Origin of the sequence: Microbacterium trichothecenolyticum (assembly GCF_041938625.1) — a bacterium.
Lineage (GTDB): Bacteria > Actinomycetota > Actinomycetes > Actinomycetales > Microbacteriaceae > Microbacterium > Microbacterium trichothecenolyticum_D.
In genome coordinates this window covers 522,279-542,385 of the sequence record NZ_CP169427.1, presented here as the reverse complement: position 1 = coordinate 542,385, position 20,107 = coordinate 522,279, and the positions used below count along the sequence as shown (strand labels likewise).

Here is a 20,107-nt window from a genome sequence, read left to right as displayed (position 1 = left end):
TCGTCACTCCGTGGCGCCGGCGACGATCAGGCGTCGGTGGAGGCGGTGCCGGGCGCCACCGGCGGCAGCCCCCGCTTGGCGCGCTCTTCGGCCTCGATCTTCGCGTACACGCGCCGCTCGGTGCGGTCCGCGCGGATGATGCTGCGCAGCACGAAGAAGAAGATCAGCGACACGAGGACGGTCGGCAGGAGCGTCCAGAGCGCCGCGACCCAGTAATCCATGCCTTCAAGGATACGCCGTGCGGGTATCGCCTCCTCCCCAGGCGGTTCAGGGACGGATCGGCCGGCGACTTGTCCACAGGAACGCAGCGGTTCCTCCCCAGGGCCTCGTTTTCGCGCCTGCGGCATCGGCCCCTGTGGAGACCGCGGCGGGGGCCTCGGGCGTCACGACACTCGTCCCATGACCCCGACCGTCGTGAAAGCCGCGGATGCCGCGCAGTTCCTCTCCTTCGTCCCCCGCATGCTCGGCTACCACCCGACGCAGAGCCTCGTCGTGATCCCGTTCCACGGCGCCCGCAGTCTCGGCGCGATGCGATTCGACCTCCCCGGCGGCGACGAGGACGCCGTCGACCGCATCGCCGCCACCGTCACCGGCATGGTGTGCCGTCTCGCCGAGGCCGACGCCGTCGCTGCGATCGCGTACACCGGCATGACGTTCGCCGAAGACGAACGGATGCCGCATCGCGACCTCCTCGCCGCGCTCGAGCGGCGCGCCGATGCGTGCGGCCTGCGGGTCACCGATCTGCTGTGCGTCGCCGCGGACGCGTGGGGATCCTTCCTCGACACGGAGTGCCCGGCGGCGGGCAGGCCGCTCGGCGACCTGGAGTGGATGGGCTCCGCAGACTTCCCGGAGCCCGACGGCGATCAGGCGACCGGCGCCGATCTGCCGGGCTGCTCGGCCGAGCAGCGGGAGCGGGTGGCGAAGGCGATGACCGCGCTCGACACGGCGGTGGCCGTGCTGTGCGGCCCCCCGCCCGAGGGTGGCACGGCCGCGCGCACGGTGCGGTCGGCGCGCACCGCGTGTGACGATGCGGCCGAGGGCCTTGCTCGCAGGGCGGCGGCGGTGGAGGACGCTGGGGGCCCTCGCGTCCGGGCGAGCGACCTCGGCCCCGTTCCCGGGCCGGTGTCGGGAGCCGCGGAGGACGAGGCATCCGTCACCGACGAGACGGCACGGGTCGACCCTCAGGCGCTCGCCGCGGTGTGCCGGTTCGACGACCTGCCCGGGTTCTTCGAAGACGCTCTCGCGCAACCTCTCGCGGCGGCGGACGCGTACGACGTCGCCGCCCTCGTGTGGTGCCTCGCTCGCCCGTCGCTGCGCGATGTGGCGCTGGTGCAGTGGAGCGGCAATCTCGCCGAGGGAGACGAGGCGTTCGATGCGCAGCTGCGATGGGAGTCGGGCGAGGATTACCCGGCGCATCTCGCGATGCGCATGTGGGGCGAGGGCGACCGACCGCAGGTCTCCCGTCTCGAGACCGCGCTCGAGCTGGCACGGTATGCCGCGGCGGTCGCGCCGCGTGACGCCCGGCCTGGACCGCTCGCGATGTGCGCGTGGCTGTCGTGGGCGCTCGGTCGCTCGACCCACGCCGCCGCGTACGCGGAGCGCGCGTGCGAGATCGAGCCCGAGCACGGGCTCTCGCAGATCGTGCTCTCGTTCGTGAACGCGGGGCATCTGCCCGACTGGGCGTTCCAGCGCGCGAGCGTCCGATGATCCGCGTGCGTGACGACCCCGCCGCGGGACTACTTGACGAGCGGGAAGAGGATGGTCTCGCGGATGCCGAGCCCGGTCACCGCCATGAGCAGCCGGTCGATGCCCATGCCCATGCCCCCGGTCGGCGGCATGCCGTGCTCGAGCGCGCGCAGGAACTCCTCATCGATGCGCATCGCCTCGAGGTCGCCCTTGGCGGCGAGCTTCGCCTGCTCGACGAAGCGCTCGCGCTGGATCACCGGGTCGACGAGCTCGGAGTAGCCGGTCGCGAGCTCGAAACCGCGCACGTACAGGTCCCACTTCTCCACGACGCCGGCGATCGAGCGGTGCTCGCGGACGAGCGGGCTGGTGTCGACGGGGAAGTCCATCACGAAAGTCGGGCGCACGAGGGCCGGCTTCACGAAGTGCTCCCACAGCTCCTCGACGAGCTTGCCGTGGATCGCATGCGGCGGGAGGTCGACGCCCTCGGCCTCGGCGAGCGCGACCAGATCCTCGAACGGCGTCTCGGGCGTGATCTCCCGGCCGGCCGCCTCCGACAGCGATCCGTACATCGAGAGGCGGTCCCACTGGCCGCCCAGGTCGTACTCGGTGCCGTCGGCCCAGATCACCGTGGTCGATCCCGAGATCGCGATGGCGGCGTTCTGGATCAGCTCCTGCGTGAGGTCGGCGATGCCGTTGTAGTCGCTGTACGCCTGGTACGCCTCGAGCATCGCGAACTCGGGGCTGTGCGTCGAATCGGCGCCCTCGTTGCGGAAGTTCCGGTTGATCTCGAACACCCGGTCGATGCCTCCGACCACAGCCCGCTTGAGGAACAGCTCCGGTGCGATGCGCAGATACAGGTCGGTGTCGAACGCATTGGAGTTCGTGATGAACGGCCGTGCAGAGGCCCCGCCGTGCTGTACCTGCAGCATCGGCGTCTCGACCTCGATGAAGTCGTGCGACGCGAACGTCTGCCTCAGGCTCGCGTTGACCTTCGCGCGGGCGACGACCGTCTCGCGTGCCCGATCGCGCACGATGAGGTCGAGGAAGCGGCTGCGGACGCGGCTCTCCTCGCTGAGCTCGGAGTGCAGGTTCGGCAGCGGCAGCACGGCCTTGGATGCGATGCTCCAGTCCGACACCATGATCGACAGCTCGCCGCGGCGGCTGGAGATGACCTCGCCCGAGACGAAGACGTGGTCGCCGAGGTCGACGAGCTCCTTCCAGGCCTGGAGCGACTTGTCGCCGACCGCTGCGAGCGACACCATCGCCTGGATGCGGCTGCCATCTCCTGCCTGCAGCGACGCGAAGCAGAGCTTCCCGGTGTTGCGGCTGAAGACGACGCGGCCGGCGACCGCCGCGGTGACGCCGGTCTCGGCGCCCGCCTCGAGCGCGGCGAAGCGCTCGCGCAGCGCCGGGATCGTGTCGGTGATCGGCACGCTGACCGGATACGCCCCGCCCGCAGCATCCGTCCGCTCGGCGATCAGACGCTCGCGCTTGGCCAGCCGCACGGCCTTCTGCTCGAAGACTTCTTCTTCGGTCGGCTCGGCGGTCTCGGCGGGCGAGGTCGTGTCGGTCACGGGGTGGGCTCCTCGGTGGGGGTTCTCCGCAGAACGCGGACCCCCAAGTCTACCGAGGTGCTCCACGGCGCGAGTAAGGTCGGGGGCGGCTCTACGAACGCCCATCTCGACACGATCGGACGGCGCGATGTCGCAACCTCGTCGGACGATGTCGGATCTCACCGGGTTCTGGGTCGTCGCGGCCGCCTTCACGACCGTCACCGCCTACGCCACGGTCCCGACGCCGCTGTATCCGCTCTACCAGGCGGCCGACGACTTCCCCGTTCCGGTCGTGACGTTCATCTTCGCCGCGTTCGCGGTGGGAGTCGTGGTCAGCCTGTTCCTGATCGGTCACATCAGCGACTGGGCGGGACGACGTCGGATGGCCGTGATCGCGGTGCTCGTGTCGGCGCTCGCGGCGATCGTCTTCATCGTGTGGAACTCGGTGCCGGGCCTCATCGTCGCGCGGTTCGTCGACGGGGTGAGCGTGGGCACGCTCAGCGCCGCGGCGACGGCTCACCTCGCCGAGCTGCGCGCGAAGGCGCGGCCCGCCGAGACCGCTGTCGTCGCGGCGTCGGTGGCCGGAGCTGCCAACCTGGGCGGCTTGGCGCTCGGGCCTCTCGTCGGCGGCCTGTTCGCCGAGTTCGCTCCCGACCCGCTGGAACTGCCGCACGTCGTGTTCCTCGTGCTCTTCGTCGCGGCGGCGCTCATTCTCCGCCACGTGCCCGAGACGGTCGACACCGCGGCGGCGCATCCGGCCTACCGACCGCAGCGACTGGCATTCCCGACCGGGTCGGGCGCGGCCTTCGCGGCGGCGGGCACGGGCGCGGCCGCCTCGTTCGCGCTGTTCGCACTGTTCACGTCGCTGGCCCCGACCTTCCTGCACGACACGTTCCACGTGTCGGACCACCTGGTGGACGGTGCCACCGTCTTCGCCGTGTTCGGCGCCGCGGCGGTCGCGCAGGTGCTGCTGGTCCGTGTAGCGCAGCGGGCGCAGCTCCTCATCGCGATGGGGTGTTTCGCGGTGGGCCTCGTGTCCATCGCGGCCGGCGCGCTGATCCCCGCTCTCGGGCTGTTCATCGCGGGCGCCGTCATCGCCGGCTCCGGCGCGGGCATCATGTTCCGCTCAGCGATCGCCGCGGCGAGCGCGCTCGCGGCACCTGACCGCCGGGGCGAGACCCTCGCGCTGTTGTTCCTCATCGCATACGGCGGTCTCGTCGCGCCGGTTCTCCTCGTGGGGCTCAGCCTTCCCCTCGTCGGCGAGACCACCGTGCTGCTCGTCTTCTCCGCCGTCGTGCTCGTCGCGACGCTCGGCGCGGGTATCGCGATGCGGCGGTACGCGCGCCAGGCGAGTTCTCAGCCCGACGATCGCGCGCGCTGAGCCGCCGCGGCGTGATCGATCTCAGCCGAGGTCGACCGGCACGCCGAGCGGAGCCCAGCGCACCCGCTCCCGCACGGGACCGGGTGCGGCATCGAAGACCGCCGCGGCGGCCTCCTCCTGCTGCGAGAAGTGGCTCCAGCCCTCGACGTGGATGGGCACGGCCACGCCGGGCTGAGCGAGCCCGATGAGCTCGACGGCGCCGGCGGCGTCCATCGTGTACGCGAGCGGGCCCGTGAGCGGGAACTTCACGGCCCCGATGTGCACGAGGGCCACGTCAGGTCGCAGGCCGGCCGCCGCGCGACGCAGCCCGCCGTACATCACGGTGTCGCCGGTCATCCAGAGACCCGGGCGCCCAGCCCCGCCGAGCGAGAGGGCGAACCCGACGACGGGGCCGACGATCGGGCCCGTGAGGGGAGCTCCGTGCCGGCACGGTGTCGCCGTGACCACGAGGTCGGGCTTGCCCTCGGCGGTGAGGGTGATGACGTCTCCGGCGGCCAGGCCTCGGGCATCGGGGTGCGCGCCGCCCGAGGTCAGCGCCTTCGCTCCGGCACGGGTCGTCAGCACCGTCCGCACCGCCGACAGTCCTGCCCGGCCGGCATCGTCGAGGTTGTCGGCGTGGTGATGGTGGCTCAGCAGCACGACGTCCACCGGGCCGATCTCCGCGAGCGGGATGGCGGGACCGGTGGTCTTGCGCGACGACGTCCCCAGTGCGAACGAGTACGTGCGGCCGGGTGGGTCGAACGTCGGGTCCGTGAGGATCCGCCACCCCTCCCATTCGACGAGGGCGGTCGGACCGCCGATCCGCGTGATGCGCATGTCGCCTCCCAGCCCTCGGACCCGGTCAGCCCAGGTACATCTCGGCGTTGTCGATGAACCGGTGGCCCGCCACCGAGGCGGCGATGAGCGCCAGCGCCGGTCCGCTGCTGCCCTCGTCGACCGGCAGGAACGTCGCCGGGTCGACGACGCTCAGGTACTCCAGCCGGATGCGCGGCTCTCCCATGAGCGCGGACTGCGCGGCGGCGATGCACGCGTCGACGCCACGATCCGCGTTGGCGGCGGCCGCGTCGAGCGCGGCCGGGAGGAGTGCGGCCGCGGCGAGGTCGCGGTCCTCGAGCATGCCGACCCGTGTCGACACCGGCAGCCCGTCATCGCCGCGCACGGTCTCGACCGTCGCGACCTCGACCTCGAAGAACAGATCGCGGATCATCCGACGCACCAGGAACACCCGCTGAGGGTCCCGGTCGCCGTAGACGGCGACGTCGGGGGCGACGAGGTGGAAGAGCTTGGCCTCCACGGTGAGAAGTCCGTCGAAGTAGAACGGGCGCGCGCGCCCCTCGTAGCGAAGGCCGAGATCGCCCGCGGTGACCTTCGTCGTCGCGGAGCCGTCGGGGAGCAGCTCGCTCGTGTCGGGGGCGAACACGACCTCGACGCCGAGCGACTCGAGCAGGCGCTCGTCCTCGTCAGGGGTGCGGGGATACGCCGCGAACTCGGCCGGCGAGGAGAACCGCAGCGGGTTGACGAACACCGACACGACGACGATGTCGGCCACCTCCCGTGCGCGGTGCACGAGGTCGATGTGCCCGTCGTGGAGCGCGCCGATGGTGGAGATGAGCGCGATGCGTGCTCCGGGGGCGGCGGTGCGGACTTCGGCGAGCCGAGCCCGCAGCTCGCCGACGGTGCTGATCATCCTTGGATCGTAGCGGGGGGCTCCGCTTGCGGACCGGAGCCCGCCTCCGCCAGCGCGTGGTCGATGGTCGTGTGCGCCAGCGCGGAGAGGAACGACCCCGGCTGCGGCACGCCCGCCTCGGCGAGCAGCGCGGTCGCCTGCCGCACGATCGACCGCGAGAAGTCGCGTGCGGTCGCGATCGCCTCGGCGTACGCGGGCCGGGCCGACTCGTCGACGACGACGGGCTCGCAGCCGAGCTCGACGGCGAGCGCCTGCGCGATCGGCAGCACGGGAGCGGGGGCGGTCACGGCGGCGTACGCGCTCGAGAGTGCCCGAAGGTCCATCGAGGTGCCGCTGAACTCGATCGCGGGGTGCACGGCGAGCGGGATGGCCCCCTTCGCGACCGCGGCGGCCAGGACGCCCGTGCCCCAGGCCGGGTCCGTGTGCAGCACGAGCTGCCCCGGCTGCCACGCGCCGACCTCGGCCAGGCCGCCGACAAGACCTTCGAGCTGATCGTGAGGCACCGCGACGATCACCAGCTCGCTGCGGCGGACGACCTCTGTGGCGTCGAGGACGGGCACGCCGGGCAGGATCGCCTCGACGCGCTCGGGATCGGCGCCCTGGGTGATCCCCACGAGCGCGTGCCCTGCTCCGCCGAGCGCTGCGCCGAGCACCGGCCCGACGCGGCCGGCGCCGATGATCCCGACACCGAGGCGGCCGTCGCGGCTCACGCGCGGTCCTCCCCCGGCTCGCGAACGACGGTGTAGCCCGCCGGCGGCGGGGGCACGGATGCTGCCGCTTGAGCCTCAATGCCGGCAACGGGTGAAGCGGGCGCCGCAGCGGCAGGTCCGTACAGGTCGTGCTCCGGGGAGACGGCGGCGTCAGCATCCGTCTCCTCCTCAGCCCACCGGTGCGTGCGATCGGCCAGCGCGGCGCGCACCGAGCCGCGGGCAACGTCGTCGAACAGAGCGAGAGCGGCGTCGCGGTCGACGGCCGCGAGGAACGGCGACACCGGCCCGGTCACGACGTGCGCACGCACATTGGTCACGCCCGACGCACGGTCGAGCGGGCCCTGGTAGAGCCCGAAGCTCTGCAGGCGCGCGAGCGGCAGGATCACGAGCTTGCGCCACACCACGCCGCGCCGCATCAGGAGGGCGTCCTCAGTGAGCCGGAAGCCGTTGCGGCGGTAGGAGAACGGCCGGATCCACCGCGCGCGCTTCGGCGTGTTCGTGAAGGTGTCGCTCGCGGTCGGCCCGAACATGCCCTCCTGGACGATGAGCGCGAGCTCGTCGTCGGGCAGCGAAGGCTGCAGGAGGCGCAGCACCCGCTCGACGTCCGCCGCGGTGCCGACCGGCAGCACCGTCGTGAACTGATCGGTCGTGCTGTCGGCGGCGCTGCGACCGGTGAGGCGGTTGATGCGGATCGTCCACCATCCGGCGGGGCGCCAGAAGATCCCCTGCGTCACCTCGACGGCATGCACGCGCCCGGGCGGGACGATCTCGGTGATGGTGGTGAAGAGCCCGAACGTGATGCGCACGCCGTCGGGCGTCGGCGCGATGGAGTACCGCAGCGAGCGGACGATCGAGCGCACCCAGTACGCGCCGAAACCGATGATCGCGGGCACGAAGCCGAACAGCAGCCACGTCACGCCCTGGCTGACGCCGATCACGATCGCGACGATCGCGAAGAGGAGACCCAGCGTCGAGGTGCTGAGGACGTGGGATGCGACGAGCCGGCCCAGCGGGATGTGCACGACCGATTCCAGCTCGGCGACGGGGGCCTCGGGCCCCTCGATGAGTCCGGTGATCTCGCGGCCGACGGTCTGGCTGAGGGACGCCACGCGGCCAGGCTGCCGCGGCGCAGCCGCGTGGGCGGGACCCGCGGCCATCGCGAGCCGGCGCCCCGAGGCGAGGCGCAGGATGTCGGCGCGGACGGCCTCGGCGTTGGCGGTCGAGAGGTACTCCAGCTTGACGTTGGCGTCGGTGCCCGCCCCGACGACCTCGAGCTTGGCCATGCCCAGCAGCCGCGCGATCATCGGCCGCGTGAGGTTGACGCCCTGCACGCGGTCGAGCGGCGCACGCCGCTGTGTGCGGAACAGGATGCCGCTGCGCACCTCGACGTCGTCATCCGTGATGCGGAACGTGTGGAAGCGCCAGGACGTGTAGAACACCGTGACCAGCACGATGAGCACCGCGAGGACGGCGACCGCGGCCAGCACGTAGAGGTTGTTCGCGATGATGAAGTCGACCGGGTCGCCGCCGACCTGCTCCCACTCCACGACCTCGTCCCCGACGCCGGGCGCGAGCCACGGCAGGAAGATGAACACCAGGCGGTCCCGCAGGTTCGCGAAGACGATGCCGATGACGACGATGAGGAACAGCCCGCCGCGCAGCAGTGGGGTGAGCGGGTGCAGGCGGTGCCATTCGCCGTCGCTGAGCGGCGAGCGCACGAGCTGCGGCGGCGGCGCGCTCGGCCCGGGCGGTGGCGCGGGCTCAGGCGTGAGAAGCGGGTCGCTCATAGCCCTGTGCGCCGGCTCTCGGCGACCTCGACGAGGTGGTCGCGGAGCGTCTCGGCCGTGGACTGGGCGAGACCAGGGATCACGACGCCGGTCGCGGCGGCGGCCGTCACGAACTTCAGCTGCGCGATGCCGAAGCCGCGGTCGAGCGGACCGTGCGTGATGTCGATGAGCTGCATGCGACCGTAGGGCACGGCGACGAAGCGCTGCCACAGGATGCCCCGGCGGAACACGAGATCGTCGTCGCGCAGCTGGTACCCGATCGCGCGGGCCTGGCGCGGCAGGATGGCGAGCGTCCACGCGAGGATCACCGTCATGATCCCGCCGGGGATCCACGCCCACAGCTGGTGCATCAGCAGCGTGAGCACGAGCGTGGCCGCAATGACGACCAGCAGGAACGAGCCGGTCGAGATCAGCTGCACCGTCACGTACTTCGGCGAGATCTGGTGCCACACCCCGCCCTCGAGGGCGAGCCGGTTCTCGGACCGCGGTTCGACGAGCTCCTCGAACTCCGGCGCCGCGACGGTGCCCGCCGCCGCATCAGGAGCATCCGCCACGTCAGTGGTTGTGGATTCGCGGCTCGAGTCCGGGTGGGTCGCCTCCGGGCTGTTCGTCATCGTCGTCCTTCCGGATGGTGCACAGGTGCTCCGCGACCAGACCCGCGGCGACCAGCAGGGCACCGCACACGGTCGTCGCGATGACCGTCCCCAACGAGCCTAGCGAGGGCGTGACGGGCCGGGTCGCCAGGAAGATCCACAGCCCCGCGCCCACGCCGCCGACCGCGGCGCCGACGATGCTCGACGCCTTCGCGAGCATCGCGATGCGCACCGCACGGAACGGGTCGACCTTCGCCTTCGAGGTGCCGTGCGTGGCGCGGCGGATCGGGATGGCGAGCGCGACCACGACCACGCCAAGCAGCACGAGGAGGATCGGCAGCGTCACCGCGGGCGTGAACGTCGGACGCCCTGCCGACGTCAGCAGCTGATCCACGAGGAACCCCGCCGCGACCCCGAGGACCGCCGCGATGATCAGCACTCCGGCACCGGTGCGCTTCATCGGCCCTCCGCCCGCAGGCGGCGCAGCGCCTCGTCGACCCGGCCGACGCCCGGGAGCACGGCATCGGGGTCGACGGCCAGCCACGGACCGAGCACGAAGTCGCGCTCGGCCGCCCGCGGGTGCGGGAGCAGCAGCCGCGGGTCGTCGCTGACGACGTCGTCGTAGGTGATCAGGTCGAGGTCCAGCGTGCGGTCCTCCCAGCCTCCTTCGTGCGCGGAACGCGCCGCCGACCGCACCCGGCCATGCCGCTGCTCGATGGAGTGGAGGTAGCCGAGCAGCACCGACGGCGCCAGGCGCGTGGTGAGGATCGCGACGGCGTTCAGATAGGCCGGGGCCGAGGCATCCGGACCCTCCGGCTTCAGCGCGACCGACTCGATCGGCTCCGAGACCCGCACGGCGTCGACGAGAGGCACCCGCGCCAGGTCCTTGATCGCCGCCGCCATCGTCTCGGCGCGATCGCCGAGATTGGCGCCGAGAGCGACGACGGCTTCGACCGCTGCACGCGGGCGACGCTCGACGTCGCCGTCGAAGCCCTGCGCGAGACGACGGTTCACGCGCCCTCCGTCCACGCCGGGCCCACGGGACGGCCGCGGCGGATCGTCACCGACACATCGGAGAACGGGACCGTGATCGGGGCCTGGGGCTTGTGCACGGTGACGGCGACCATCTGCACGAGGTCGTACGAGAGGAGGTCGTCGGCGATGCGCGCCGCGACGCCCTCGATGAGGTTCAGCGGCTCACCGCCGACGAGTTCGGCGATGCGCTCGGCGACCTCGCCATAGTGCACCGTGTCGGCGACGTCGTCGGTCTCGGCAGCCTCCGCGGTGCTGAGGTACAGCGTCACATCGACCACGAACTCCTGGCCCTCGCGGCGCTCGTCCTCGAATACCCCGTGGTACCCATAGGCGCGCACGCCGGTGAGAGTGATCTCGTCGATGCCCTCCATCAGCCCTCCCGGCCCCCTGATCGATCCGCGCCGGCCCAGCGCCCGGCGACCACCAGAGCATCTCGCGTGGCGGCGACATCGTGGACGCGCACCGCCCACACCCCTGCCTGCGCGGCGAGCGCACTCGTCACCGCGGTCGCGAGGTCGCGCCGGGCCTCGGAGGCGTCCGCGGGGTCTTCCGCGAGCGCCTCGGCGAGGAAACGCTTGCGGCTCGTCCCGATCAGCACCCGCTGCCCCATCGCGACGAAGCGGTCGAGACCGCGCAACGTCTCCCAGTTCTGCTCGCCGCGTTTACCGAAACCGATCCCCGGGTCGACGATCACCCGCGAGGGATCGACGCCCGCCGCCTCAGCCGCCTCGACACGAGCAGTGAGCTCGCGGGCGACCTCGGCCACGACGTCGTCGTAGACGGCGCGGGCGTACATGTCGGCGGAGTGGCCGCGCCAGTGCTGCAGCACCACGTCCGCGTCGGTCGCGGCGACGGCCGCCAGCATCGCAGGATCGGCCATGCCGCCCGAGACGTCGTTCACGATCCGCGCGCCCGCCTCGACGGACAGGACGGCGGTGGAGGCGTTCATGGTGTCGATGCTGACGATGACCCCGGCCTGCGCCAGCGCCCGCACCACCGGGAGGACCCGCTCCTGCTCGACCTCGGGGCTGACCCGCTCGGCCCCCGGCCTGGTCGACTCGCCGCCGATGTCGAGGATGTCGGCGCCCTGCGCGCGCAGCAGAAGGCCCTGCGCGATGGCGGCTTCGGCGTCCACGTATCGTCCGCCGTCGCTGAAGGAATCGGGCGTCACGTTGACGACGCCCATGACGAGGGTCATCCGCGACCAGCTCCGATCAGGGCGACCAGTTCGGCACGGGCGGCGGGCTCGGCGAGCTCCCCGCGTGCCGCGATCGTCACGGTGGAGGCATCCGGCTGGCGTCCGCCCCGCATCGTCACGCATTCGTGCGACGCGTCGAGCACGACCAGCACCCCGCGGGCGTCGAGGGATCCGGCGATCACGTCGGCGATCTGCTCGCCCAGGCGCTCCTGCACCTGGGGCCGCGACGACAGGATGTCGACGACCTTGGGCAGCGCGCCGAGTCCGACGACCTGCTCGCCGGGGAGGTACGCGAGGTGCGCGTGCCCGCGGAAGGGCAGGAGGTGGTGCTCGCACACCGACCGGAAGATGATGTCGCGCAGGATCACCGCACCTGACGGCAGCGTGTCGGGCGCCGGGCCGCGCGACACCGAGATGGTGTGCGCGAGGGGGGACGCAGCATCCGTCCCCACTCCCGCGAAGAACTCGGCGTACGCATCGGCGACGCGCTCGGGCGTCTGCTTGAGCCCGGGGCGCTCGGGGTCTTCGCCGATCGCCTCGAGCAGTTCGCGTACGAGCGCGGCGACGCGCTCACGATCGACGGCCATGGGCCGAGCCTACGCGGTCGCCGGGCGCGCCTGTCCGGTGGGGCGGCGCTTGGTCGCCTTCTCGGCAGCCGGCAGCTCATCGGCCTCGACGCTCGCGGCGAGACCGGCCTCGTCGCGGCGCTGCGGTACCTCGACCGGCGGCAGCTCCGAGACGGGACGCTGCTCGCTCGACAGCCACTGCGGACGCGGCGGGAGGCGCTTGACGTCCGTGAAGATCTCGGCGAGCTCCAGGTGGTCGAGGGTCTCCTTCTCGAGGAGGGCCAGCGCGAGCTTGTCGAGCACGTCGCGGTTCGCGTTGATGACCTCGTACGCCTCGTTGTGCGCCTGCTCGATGAGGTCGCGCACCTGGACGTCGACGCGCTCGGCGACCCGCTCCGAGAACTCGCGGCCGTGACCCATGTCGCGGCCCATGAAGACCTCGCCGGACGACTGACCGAGCTTGACCGGGCCGATGTCTCCGGTCATGCCGTATTCGGTGACCATCTTGCGGGCGATGTTCGTCGCCTTCTCGATGTCGTTGGAGGCACCCGTCGTCGGGTCGTGGAAGACGATCTCCTCCGCGACGCGCCCGCCCATCGCGTACGTGAGCTGGTCCTGCAGCTCGTTGCGCGTGACGGAGTACTTGTCGTCGAGCGGCAGCACCATCGTGTAGCCGAGGGCCTTCCCGCGCGGGAGGATCGTGACCTTCGTGACGGGGTCGGTGTGATTCATCGCCGCCGCCGCGAGCGCGTGGCCGCCCTCGTGGTAGGCGGTGATGAGCTTCTCCTTGTCCTTCATCACGCGCGTGCGCCGCTGCGGACCGGCGATCACGCGGTCGATGGCCTCGTCGAGGGCGCGGTTGTCGATCAGCTGCGCGTTCGAGCGGGCCGTGAGGAGCGCCGCCTCGTTCAGCACGTTGGCGAGGTCGGCACCGGTGAAGCCGGGGGTCTTGCGGGCGACGACCTCGAGGTCGACACCGTCGGCGAGCGGCTTGCCGCGGCCGTGCACCTCGAGGATCTTCGTACGGCCCTTGAGGTCGGGCGCGTCGACGCCGATCTGGCGGTCGAAGCGGCCAGGACGCAGCAGCGCCGGGTCGAGGATGTCGGGACGGTTGGTCGCCGCGATCACGATGACATTCGCCTTGGGGTCGAAGCCGTCCATCTCGACGAGCATCTGGTTGAGCGTCTGCTCGCGCTCGTCGTGACCGCCGCCCATGCCGGCGCCGCGATGACGGCCGACGGCGTCGATCTCGTCGATGAAGATGATCGCGGGGGCGCTCTCCTTGGCCTGGTTGAACAGGTCGCGCACGCGGCTCGCGCCGACGCCCACGAACATCTCGACGAAATCAGAGCCCGAGATCGAGTAGAACGGCACGCCTGCCTCGCCGGCGACAGCGCGTGCGAGAAGCGTCTTGCCCGTTCCGGGAGGGCCGTACAGCAGCACGCCCTTCGGGATGCGGGCGCCGACCGCCTGGAACTTCGACGGGTCCTTCAGGAAGTCCTTGATCTCTTCGAGCTCTTCGATCGCCTCGTCGGAGCCCGCGACGTCCTGGAAGGTGACCTGCGGCATCTCCTTCGTCACGAGCTTCGCGCGAGATTTGCCGAACTGCATGACCTTGCTGCCGCCGCCCTGAGCGCTCGACAGCAAGAACCAGAACAGCAGACCGAGCAGCAGGATCGGCAGGAGGAGCGAGATGAAGCCGTCGAACCACGTCGCGCGCGGGACGGCGTCGTTGAAGCCGTCCTTCGGGTTCGCCTCGTTAACCGCGTCGACGACCTCGGCGGCACGCGCCGAGACGTAGTAGAACTGCACGTCGGTGGCGCCGTCGTACTCCTTCGAGAGCTTCATGTCGACGCGCTGATCGCCGTCGGTGTTGACGACCTCGGTGACCGTGTCGCCCGAGAGCAGCTCGAGACCCTCCTGCGTCGAGATCTGCTTCGCGCCGCCCAGGCTCGAGATGAGCGAGAACCCCACGATGAGGAAGACCCCGATCAGCAGGACGTAGAAGAGCGGGTTGCGGGTGATCTTCTTGAAGTCCATGGCGCGGGCGCGAGCCCGACCCCTTTCGTCGACGTGCCGCCGCGGACGGGAGAACCCCCGTCGACGGTTGAATCAGGGTATCGCGCGATTCCTAGGCGCCGTCTGTGCATTCGCCCCGGGCGTAATCACAGTCCGCCCGGTGGGGCGCTCAGCTGTAGACGTGCGGCGCGAGCACCGCGACGTCGCGGAGGTTGCGGTACTTCTCGGCGTAGTCGAGGCCGTAGCCGACGACGAACTCCGTCGGGATGTCGAAGCCGACGTACTTGCAGCGCACCTCGACCTTGGCGGCCTCGGGCTTGCGCAGCAGCGCGAAGACCTCCACCGACGCTGCGCCACGGGAGGCGAAGTTCTCCAGCAGCCAGCTGAGGGTCAGACCCGAGTCGATGATGTCCTCGACGATGAGCACGTGCTTGCCGAGGATGTCGGTGTCGAGGTCCTTGCGGATCTGGACGACACCGCTGGACTTGGTGCCGGCGCCGTACGAGGAGACGGCCATCCAGTCCATCGTCACGTGCTTCTCCAGCGCCCGCGAGAAGTCCGCCATGACCATGACCGCGCCCTTGAGGACTCCCACGAGCAGGAGGTCTTCGTCGGCGTAGTCGTCGGCGACCTGCGCCGCGACCTCGTCGAGCTTGGCTCGGATCTCCTCCTCGGTGACGAGGACTTCGGTGAGGTCGCTGGAAACGTCGGCCGCGCGCATGCGACGAGTCTAGAGGGGCCGCCTCAGCGCGCGGTGAACTCGATGCGTCCGCCGACGCGGCGGGCGCGGCATGCGGGAAGGTCGATGGGGCCCTGACCCGACCAGTCCGTGACCAGGCGCGCCACCTCGAGTGTCTGCGTCCGCGTGAGGCTCTCGTGGAACTCGCTGGCCACGACGTGCCGGATGATGCGGTGGCGCAGGGCTGCCGGATTGGCGGCGAGGGCGGCTGCCGACACCGAGATGCCCGCCTCGGCGTGCTCGACGATGTCTTCGATCGTCTCGTCGATCATCTCGTCGAAGGCTTCGGCGTCTTCCCGCAGCTGGGCGGCGGTGCGGGCGAGCGCTTCGGCGATGCCCGGACCGAGCTCTGTCTCGAGCACCGGCAGCACCGTCTCACGCGCACGCACGCGCGCGAAACGCCGATCGGCGTTGTGCGGGTCCTCCCAGGGCTCGATCGCCTCCGCCGCGCACGCGGCGCGGGTGGTGGCGCGGCGCACCGCGAGCAGCGGGCGCAGCAAGGGGACGCCGTCGAGTGCGGATGCCTCGGCCATGCCCTGCAGGCTGGTGGCACCCGCGCCGCGGGCGAGGCCGAGCAGCACCGTCTCGGCCTGATCGTCGAGCGTGTGGCCGGTGAGGATCGCGGCCGCGCCGATCGACCGGGCGCCCTCGGCGAGGGCGCGGTAGCGCGCGTCGCGCGCGGCGGCCTCGGGACCGCCCGCGGCGCCGACCTCGACGCGCGCGACACGGGCCTCGAGTCCGAGCGCCTGGGCCTTCGCTGCTGCGGCGGCGGCAGCATCCGTCGATCCGTCCTGAAGGCCGTGGTCGACGGTGAGCGACGCGGCGCGGAGGCCGCGCTTCGGGGCCTCGAAGGCCGTCGCCGCCGCGAGCGCGAGCGAGTCGGCACCGCCCGACAGCGCCGCCAGCACGGTCGCACCGGGTTCGAGGCCGGTCAGCGCCCGGCGCACGGCGAGCCGCACCTCGGCGACGGCGGGGTCGAGTCCGGGTCTGCGCTCCTCCACCCGCCCACCGTACCCGGGCACCGCGGTCCATAACTCAGGCAAGACCGCGACGCAGCTCTCCCAGCAGGCCCTTTCGCCGCGATCCGCCTGAGTTGTGGACCGCAGTGAGGCGAGAACTAGGCTGGTCGCGGCAATCCACAGTCTTCGAAGGAGCACCACTATGGGCGCGTACGACGCCGTCATCGAGATCCCGCGCAACAGCCGCGTGAAGTACGAGGTCGACCACGGCACCGGCCGCGTCTTCCTCGACCGCATCCTGTACACGCCCATGGGCTACCCGACCAACTACGGGTTCTTCGAGAACACGCTCGGCGAGGACGGCGACCCGCTCGACGTGCTCGTGATCCTCGACGTCGACCTGGCCCCCGGCATCCTCGCGAGCGTCCGCCCCGTGGGCGTGCTCAAGATGAGCGACGAGGCCGGCGGCGACGACAAGGTCGTCGCGGTGCTCGCCAAGGACCCGCGCTGGGCGCACATCCAGGACGTCGCCGACATCCCGGAGTTCCTGCAGAAGGAGATCGCGCACTTCTTCGAGCACTACAAGGACCTCGAGCCCAACAAGTGGGTCAAGGTCGACGAGTGGGCCGACGCTGCCGAGGCGGAGCGTCTGGTGGGCGAGGCCTTCGACCGCTTCAAGGAGCACGAGGGCCAGACCGCCACTCAGGGTGAGGGCGTCGCCCCCAGCACGCTCTGACCTGTCGTCTCATGCGAGAACCGGATGCCGCGGCATCCGGTTCTCGTCGTTTCAGGCGTGTTGTCGGTCACACCGAGATGCCGCGATCGGCCATGAAGTAGATCGGATTCACGGGCGAGCCGTTGACGTAGGTCTCGAAGTGGAGGTGGCAGCCGAACGAGTTGCCGGTGTTGCCCTCGCTCGCGATGAGCTGGCCGGCGTTCACCCACTGCCCGACGCCGACGAAGATGCCGCCCGAGCGGATATGGCCGTAGCCGGTGCCGATGCCGCCGCCGTGGTCGATCTTGATGTAGTTGCCGTAGCCGCCGTTCCAGCCCGCGTAGACCACGCGACCCGCCGATGCGGCGTAGATTCCCGAGCTGCAGCCGGCCGCGAGGTCGACGCCGTAGTGGAACCCACTGGAGCAGTAGCTGTTGCCGCACTGCACCGTGCGGGGGCCGTAGCCCGAACTGCGCCAGCCGGACGAGGGTCGGGCCCAGCCCGAGCCGACGACGGCTCCTCCGCCGCCGCTGCCGCCTCCGCCTCCGCCACCGCCGCCTCCGCCGCCCTGGTTCTGCTGGGCGAGGCGGTCGGCCTCGGCCTTCGCCGCCGCGGCTGCCGCGGCTGCGGCAGCGGCTTCGGCCTCCTTGCGGACGCGCTCACCCTCCTGGTAGTCGGCAACGGTCTTGGCCGTCGCGTCCTGCAGGGCCGCGAGCTGAGCTTCGAGCTCGCCGCGCTTGGCGTTCTGCGCGTCGAGGGCGGCCTGGGCCTCCTCGGCGGCCTTCTGGGCGGCGACCATCTTCTCTTCGGCGATCTTCTGCAGCCGGTCGCGCTCGGCGCGCTGCACGGCTGCCTGGTCGCTCAGGCTCTGCGCCGAGTCGCGCGCGGTGACAGCCTGGGCGTAGACGTCCTGGTTGCGCTGGACGAGCTTGTCCATCGTGCCCAGGCGCGCGAGAAGGTCATCGGCGCCGGCGGCAGAGCCGGCGAAGAACAGCTCGAGCGACGTGTCGTCGCCGCCGTTGCGGTAGAGCTGCGCCGCGACGCGGCCGGCCTTGTTCGCGGCGTCGAGGGCCGCGGCAGCCTGCTCGTCGGCCTGCTGCTGCAGCTGGTCGGCGCGGAGAGCGGCGTCGAAGTACGCCTGTTGCGCGACGTAGAACTCGTCGGCCATCTGCTGCGCGACCTGCTGCTTCGCAGCCACATCGGCCTCGAGCCCCGCGATCAGCTCTTGGATCCTGGTGATCTCGGCGGCCTTCGCCGCCTCGTTGTTCTTCGCGGCGACGACGTCATCCCACGAGGGGTACTCGGCGGCGAACGCGGGGGCGACGAGCGGACCGAGGGTTCCCCCGGCGGCGCCGAGCGCGGCGACACCGAGGATGCCGAGCCCGAGGGCGGTGCGCCGGTTCATCGACGGCCAGAGGCGTCGCTGCTCGCGAGCCGACGGAGCGCACCCGCAGTCCACGGAGGCGTCGTCGGACACGGCCTGATCAGTGACGTTTTCGGGCTGCACCGGATCCCTCCCTCGCGGCGTCAACTCGTTTCACACTAGCAACATCAGTAACATGTGCAACCCCCCAGAGGTGCACGGCGACCGCCGCCTCGGGTAGCGGTCACCCGGTCAGTGTGCGCCTCCGCAGGGAGTTGCACAAGGGCGACGCGCGCTCGATTCGCGTTTTCGCGAGGAGTTACGTATGCTTGGTCCTCGGCAGTGAGCCCCAAAGGTTCACCCGGCCCCATCGTTTAGCGGCCTAGGACGCCGCCCTTTCACGGCGGTAGCACGGGTTCGAATCCCGTTGGGGTCACTCCACAATTCAATAAGCATGGCCCTGTAGCGCAGTTGGTTAGCGTGCCGCCCTGTCACGGCGGAGGTCGCGGGTTCAAGTCCCGTCAGGGTCGCTCCGAGCGACGGGCCCTTTTTTCGAAGAGGGCCTTTCGTCTAGGACGCGGCAGGTCTTGTACAAGAGATGCCGCGAGGCTCTGTAGCTCAGTTGGTAGAGCGTTCGACTGAAAATCGAAAGGTCACCGGATCGATGCCGGTCGGAGCCACTGAAACCCTCGTATGGCTTCTACATACGGGGGTTTCTTCTTTTCCCCCGGAATTACGCGGATCTTGGGGCTCTGGTTCGCTCAGGATCGACGGGTTCAGCTGCGATCGGAGTCACCTCAGACGGCGTACTGGAGCCGTCGTCGTCAGCTTTTGCCCACGGTTTGCCCACGAACGAGTCACGCGCGGCCCGGTCGAGGGCGATCGAGACGGACGTAAGATCCTCCGGAAACAGGTCTGCGTATACGTCGAGAGTCATCGCGGCCGACGCGTGCCCGAGCATCCGTTGCAGGATCTTCACGTTCGCACCAGCCGAAATCGCGAGGCTCGCGGCCGTGTGGCGGAGGTCGTGCGGAGTGATGTGAGGAAAACCATCAGGCGACGCGAGTTGCAGCTTTGCAACGGCGGGCGCGAACACCCGACGCCGAAAGTTTCCTCCGCGGAGCACAGCGCCCTCGCCGGTGGAGAAGAGGAGATCATGCCGCCGCCCGGTCGCGAGGTGCGCGGCGATTCCCTCGTCGAGCAGAGACGGATACGGGACGATGCGCTGCTCGTGGGTCTTCGGGGTACCGAAGACTAGGGAGCCACGGACGTCAGCGACCGCGCGACGCACGTGCACGACTCTGTTCGCCAGATCTACGTCAGCAGGCCTTAGCGCTGCAGCCTCACCCCAACGCAGCCCGCTGTAGGCGAGGAACCGCACAAGAGTGCCCCACTCTCCTACGCCATCTGCGAGCTCATGCACCTGCGTGTGGCTCAGGTAGTGACGCTCCGCCTTCGAGAGCCTTGGGAGCTCGATGTCCGCCGCAACGTTGCGGGCGAGTCGCCCGTCGCGGACCGCGTATGCGAGCGAGCCCGACACAACGAGGTAGATCTGCCGCGTCGAGGACGCGGAGAGCGTCGTCGATAGTCGGGCTACCCACGATTGGACGTGCGAGTGATCGATGTCGACGATTCGCACGTCGCCCCATTCGGGCAGCACATGCTTGTCCAGCGAGTTTCGATAGCCCGACCGAGTGGTCGGCTTCACGCGGATCTTGCTCGCGTACCACGCCTCCGCGATCTCGGAGAAGCGCACGCGTGAGCGACTCGGGTCTACCCACTCGCCCCGGAGCTTCGACGTCTCGACGGAGGCAAGGAAGTTCTCCGCCTCGCGCTTGGTGCGAAACCCCCGCTTGTCCGTCTGCTTGTTGTCGGGCCGACGGTATCGCACCCGGTATCGGCGGCCAGATTTTGATTCGTAGGACTCGACGCTTCCCATAGGTCCAGGGTAGGCCGCTTATGTCGAAGCTTCCATGAGTTATACAACTGATGGCCGCGTCTGAGTGCGCTGACCTCGATCGCGTCGCAGACGGAGGGATTTGGAGCACGTCGAGAGGGCTCCGGCTCGATCCACCTCAGCCTTTCTCGGGCGAGAAGTCGCGCAATCACGCAGATC

20 protein-coding genes and 3 tRNA genes are annotated in these 20,107 nt (G+C 70.5%); 6 read left to right on the top strand and 17 right to left on the bottom strand.

The genetic code is table 11. The features are described 5' to 3' along the window. Nucleotides 1–26 precede the first annotated feature (26 nt). On the bottom strand, nucleotides 27–221 hold the full coding sequence (locus ACEYYH_RS02565; protein WP_116194744.1) for a hypothetical protein: 195 nt from the start codon (nucleotides 219–221) through the stop codon (nucleotides 27–29). 178 nt (nucleotides 222–399) lie between these two features. Here ACEYYH_RS02565 and ACEYYH_RS02560 point away from each other — a divergent pair, with 178 nt between their 5' ends. Further along, the gene (locus ACEYYH_RS02560; RefSeq protein ID WP_374976729.1) at nucleotides 400–1,707 is read left to right on the top strand and encodes a DUF4192 family protein; all 1,308 of its coding nucleotides are present in this window, start codon (nucleotides 400–402) and stop codon (nucleotides 1,705–1,707) included. 29 nt (nucleotides 1,708–1,736) lie between these two features. Here the strand turns inward: ACEYYH_RS02560 and lysS are convergent, their stop codons facing one another. Next, on the bottom strand, nucleotides 1,737–3,260 hold the full coding sequence (gene lysS, locus ACEYYH_RS02555; protein WP_374976728.1) for a lysine--tRNA ligase: 1,524 nt from the start codon (nucleotides 3,258–3,260) through the stop codon (nucleotides 1,737–1,739). Between the two features lie 148 nt (nucleotides 3,261–3,408). Here lysS and ACEYYH_RS02550 point away from each other — a divergent pair, with 148 nt between their 5' ends. Then, nucleotides 3,409–4,620, top strand: coding sequence for an MFS transporter (locus ACEYYH_RS02550; protein ID WP_374976727.1), 1,212 nt, complete (start codon nucleotides 3,409–3,411; stop codon nucleotides 4,618–4,620). 21 nt (nucleotides 4,621–4,641) lie between these two features. Here the strand turns inward: ACEYYH_RS02550 and ACEYYH_RS02545 are convergent, their stop codons facing one another. The 13 genes from ACEYYH_RS02545 to tilS form a co-directional block, all read right to left on the bottom strand. Then, the gene (locus ACEYYH_RS02545) at nucleotides 4,642–5,436 is read right to left on the bottom strand and encodes an MBL fold metallo-hydrolase (protein WP_374976726.1); all 795 of its coding nucleotides are present in this window, start codon (nucleotides 5,434–5,436) and stop codon (nucleotides 4,642–4,644) included. A 25-nt stretch (nucleotides 5,437–5,461) separates the two neighbouring features. After that, the gene (gene panC, locus ACEYYH_RS02540; protein WP_374976725.1) at nucleotides 5,462–6,307 is read right to left on the bottom strand and encodes a pantoate--beta-alanine ligase; all 846 of its coding nucleotides are present in this window, start codon (nucleotides 6,305–6,307) and stop codon (nucleotides 5,462–5,464) included. Then, on the bottom strand, nucleotides 6,304–7,017 hold the full coding sequence (locus ACEYYH_RS02535; protein ID WP_374976724.1) for a DUF2520 domain-containing protein: 714 nt from the start codon (nucleotides 7,015–7,017) through the stop codon (nucleotides 6,304–6,306). The genes panC and ACEYYH_RS02535 overlap by 4 nt, the downstream gene beginning before the upstream one ends. Beyond that, complete coding sequence (locus tag ACEYYH_RS02530; protein ID WP_374976723.1) at nucleotides 7,014–8,804, bottom strand: PH domain-containing protein; 1,791 nt, start codon at nucleotides 8,802–8,804, stop codon at nucleotides 7,014–7,016. The genes ACEYYH_RS02535 and ACEYYH_RS02530 overlap by 4 nt, the downstream gene beginning before the upstream one ends. Further along, nucleotides 8,801–9,418, bottom strand: coding sequence for a PH domain-containing protein (locus ACEYYH_RS02525; protein WP_374976722.1), 618 nt, complete (start codon nucleotides 9,416–9,418; stop codon nucleotides 8,801–8,803). The genes ACEYYH_RS02530 and ACEYYH_RS02525 overlap by 4 nt, the downstream gene beginning before the upstream one ends. After that, the gene (locus ACEYYH_RS02520; RefSeq protein WP_374976721.1) at nucleotides 9,360–9,857 is read right to left on the bottom strand and encodes a DUF3180 domain-containing protein; all 498 of its coding nucleotides are present in this window, start codon (nucleotides 9,855–9,857) and stop codon (nucleotides 9,360–9,362) included. Before ACEYYH_RS02520 ends, ACEYYH_RS02525 begins: the two co-directional genes overlap by 59 nt. Beyond that, nucleotides 9,854–10,411 carry a 2-amino-4-hydroxy-6-hydroxymethyldihydropteridine diphosphokinase gene (folK, locus tag ACEYYH_RS02515; protein WP_374976720.1) on the bottom strand — a complete coding sequence of 186 codons (558 nt, stop codon included), beginning with the start codon at nucleotides 10,409–10,411 and terminating at the stop codon, nucleotides 9,854–9,856. Before folK ends, ACEYYH_RS02520 begins: the two co-directional genes overlap by 4 nt. Continuing rightward, nucleotides 10,408–10,803 carry a dihydroneopterin aldolase gene (gene folB, locus ACEYYH_RS02510; protein WP_374976719.1) on the bottom strand — a complete coding sequence of 132 codons (396 nt, stop codon included), beginning with the start codon at nucleotides 10,801–10,803 and terminating at the stop codon, nucleotides 10,408–10,410. Before folB ends, folK begins: the two co-directional genes overlap by 4 nt. Next, entirely contained in the window at nucleotides 10,803–11,630 is an 828-nt protein-coding gene (gene folP, locus ACEYYH_RS02505) for a dihydropteroate synthase (RefSeq protein ID WP_374976718.1), read from the bottom strand. The genes folB and folP overlap by 1 nt, the downstream gene beginning before the upstream one ends. Beyond that, complete coding sequence (folE, locus tag ACEYYH_RS02500; RefSeq protein WP_116194757.1) at nucleotides 11,627–12,217, bottom strand: GTP cyclohydrolase I; 591 nt, start codon at nucleotides 12,215–12,217, stop codon at nucleotides 11,627–11,629. Before folE ends, folP begins: the two co-directional genes overlap by 4 nt. 9 nt (nucleotides 12,218–12,226) lie before the next feature. Beyond that, complete coding sequence (gene ftsH, locus ACEYYH_RS02495; RefSeq protein WP_374976717.1) at nucleotides 12,227–14,236, bottom strand: ATP-dependent zinc metalloprotease FtsH; 2,010 nt, start codon at nucleotides 14,234–14,236, stop codon at nucleotides 12,227–12,229. Between the two features lie 148 nt (nucleotides 14,237–14,384). Next, nucleotides 14,385–14,936, bottom strand: coding sequence for a hypoxanthine phosphoribosyltransferase (gene hpt, locus ACEYYH_RS02490; protein WP_374976716.1), 552 nt, complete (start codon nucleotides 14,934–14,936; stop codon nucleotides 14,385–14,387). 23 nt (nucleotides 14,937–14,959) lie between these two features. Further along, entirely contained in the window at nucleotides 14,960–15,955 is a 996-nt protein-coding gene (gene tilS / locus ACEYYH_RS02485) for a tRNA lysidine(34) synthetase TilS (protein ID WP_374976715.1), read from the bottom strand. 160 nt (nucleotides 15,956–16,115) lie between these two features. Between tilS and ppa the strand changes: the two genes are divergently transcribed. Continuing rightward, the gene (gene ppa, locus ACEYYH_RS02480) at nucleotides 16,116–16,649 is read left to right on the top strand and encodes an inorganic diphosphatase (protein ID WP_374976714.1); all 534 of its coding nucleotides are present in this window, start codon (nucleotides 16,116–16,118) and stop codon (nucleotides 16,647–16,649) included. 67 nt (nucleotides 16,650–16,716) lie between these two features. On the opposite strand, the gene ACEYYH_RS02475 is transcribed toward ppa, so the two are convergent. Next, nucleotides 16,717–18,033, bottom strand: coding sequence for a M23 family metallopeptidase (locus ACEYYH_RS02475; protein ID WP_374978293.1), 1,317 nt, complete (start codon nucleotides 18,031–18,033; stop codon nucleotides 16,717–16,719). Nucleotides 18,034–18,354: 321 nt separating this feature from the next. Between ACEYYH_RS02475 and ACEYYH_RS02470 the strand changes: the two genes are divergently transcribed. The 3 genes from ACEYYH_RS02470 to ACEYYH_RS02460 all read left to right on the top strand — a co-directional run bounded on the left by ACEYYH_RS02470 (nucleotide 18,355) and on the right by ACEYYH_RS02460 (nucleotide 18,671). Beyond that, nucleotides 18,355–18,427, top strand: a tRNA-Glu gene (locus tag ACEYYH_RS02470). Nucleotides 18,428–18,447: 20 nt separating this feature from the next. Continuing rightward, nucleotides 18,448–18,521: transfer RNA gene (locus ACEYYH_RS02465), tRNA-Asp, on the top strand. A 77-nt stretch (nucleotides 18,522–18,598) separates the two neighbouring features. Next, nucleotides 18,599–18,671: transfer RNA gene (locus tag ACEYYH_RS02460), tRNA-Phe, on the top strand. Nucleotides 18,672–18,724: 53 nt separating this feature from the next. Here the strand turns inward: ACEYYH_RS02460 and ACEYYH_RS02455 are convergent. Continuing rightward, nucleotides 18,725–19,930: a tyrosine-type recombinase/integrase gene (locus ACEYYH_RS02455; RefSeq protein ID WP_374976713.1), complete on the bottom strand. Its 1,206-nt coding sequence runs from the start codon at nucleotides 19,928–19,930 to the stop codon at nucleotides 18,725–18,727. Nucleotides 19,931–20,107: the final 177 nt, after the last annotated feature.

Excerpts from the sequence above, each read along its gene's own strand:
- ACEYYH_RS02565 (WP_116194744.1), bottom strand. The coding sequence starts at position 221 with ATGGATTACTGGGTCGCGGCGCTCTGGACGCTCCTGCCGACCGTCCTC.
- ACEYYH_RS02560 (WP_374976729.1), top strand. The coding sequence starts at position 400 with ATGACCCCGACCGTCGTGAAAGCCGCGGATGCCGCGCAGTTCCTCTCC.
- ACEYYH_RS02550 (WP_374976727.1), top strand. The coding sequence starts at position 3,409 with ATGTCGGATCTCACCGGGTTCTGGGTCGTCGCGGCCGCCTTCACGACC.
- ACEYYH_RS02545 (WP_374976726.1), bottom strand. The coding sequence starts at position 5,436 with ATGCGCATCACGCGGATCGGCGGTCCGACCGCCCTCGTCGAATGGGAG.
- panC (WP_374976725.1), bottom strand. The coding sequence starts at position 6,307 with ATGATCAGCACCGTCGGCGAGCTGCGGGCTCGGCTCGCCGAAGTCCGC.
- ACEYYH_RS02530 (WP_374976723.1), bottom strand. The coding sequence starts at position 8,804 with ATGAGCGACCCGCTTCTCACGCCTGAGCCCGCGCCACCGCCCGGGCCG.
- ACEYYH_RS02525 (WP_374976722.1), bottom strand. The coding sequence starts at position 9,418 with ATGACGAACAGCCCGGAGGCGACCCACCCGGACTCGAGCCGCGAATCC.
- ACEYYH_RS02520 (WP_374976721.1), bottom strand. The coding sequence starts at position 9,857 with ATGAAGCGCACCGGTGCCGGAGTGCTGATCATCGCGGCGGTCCTCGGG.
- folB (WP_374976719.1), bottom strand. The coding sequence starts at position 10,803 with ATGGAGGGCATCGACGAGATCACTCTCACCGGCGTGCGCGCCTATGGG.
- folP (WP_374976718.1), bottom strand. The coding sequence starts at position 11,630 with ATGACCCTCGTCATGGGCGTCGTCAACGTGACGCCCGATTCCTTCAGC.
- folE (WP_116194757.1), bottom strand. The coding sequence starts at position 12,217 with ATGGCCGTCGATCGTGAGCGCGTCGCCGCGCTCGTACGCGAACTGCTC.
- ftsH (WP_374976717.1), bottom strand. The coding sequence starts at position 14,236 with ATGGACTTCAAGAAGATCACCCGCAACCCGCTCTTCTACGTCCTGCTG.
- hpt (WP_374976716.1), bottom strand. The coding sequence starts at position 14,936 with ATGCGCGCGGCCGACGTTTCCAGCGACCTCACCGAAGTCCTCGTCACC.
- ppa (WP_374976714.1), top strand. The coding sequence starts at position 16,116 with ATGGGCGCGTACGACGCCGTCATCGAGATCCCGCGCAACAGCCGCGTG.
- ACEYYH_RS02475 (WP_374978293.1), bottom strand. The coding sequence starts at position 18,033 with ATGAACCGGCGCACCGCCCTCGGGCTCGGCATCCTCGGTGTCGCCGCG.
- ACEYYH_RS02455 (WP_374976713.1), bottom strand. The coding sequence starts at position 19,930 with ATGGGAAGCGTCGAGTCCTACGAATCAAAATCTGGCCGCCGATACCGG.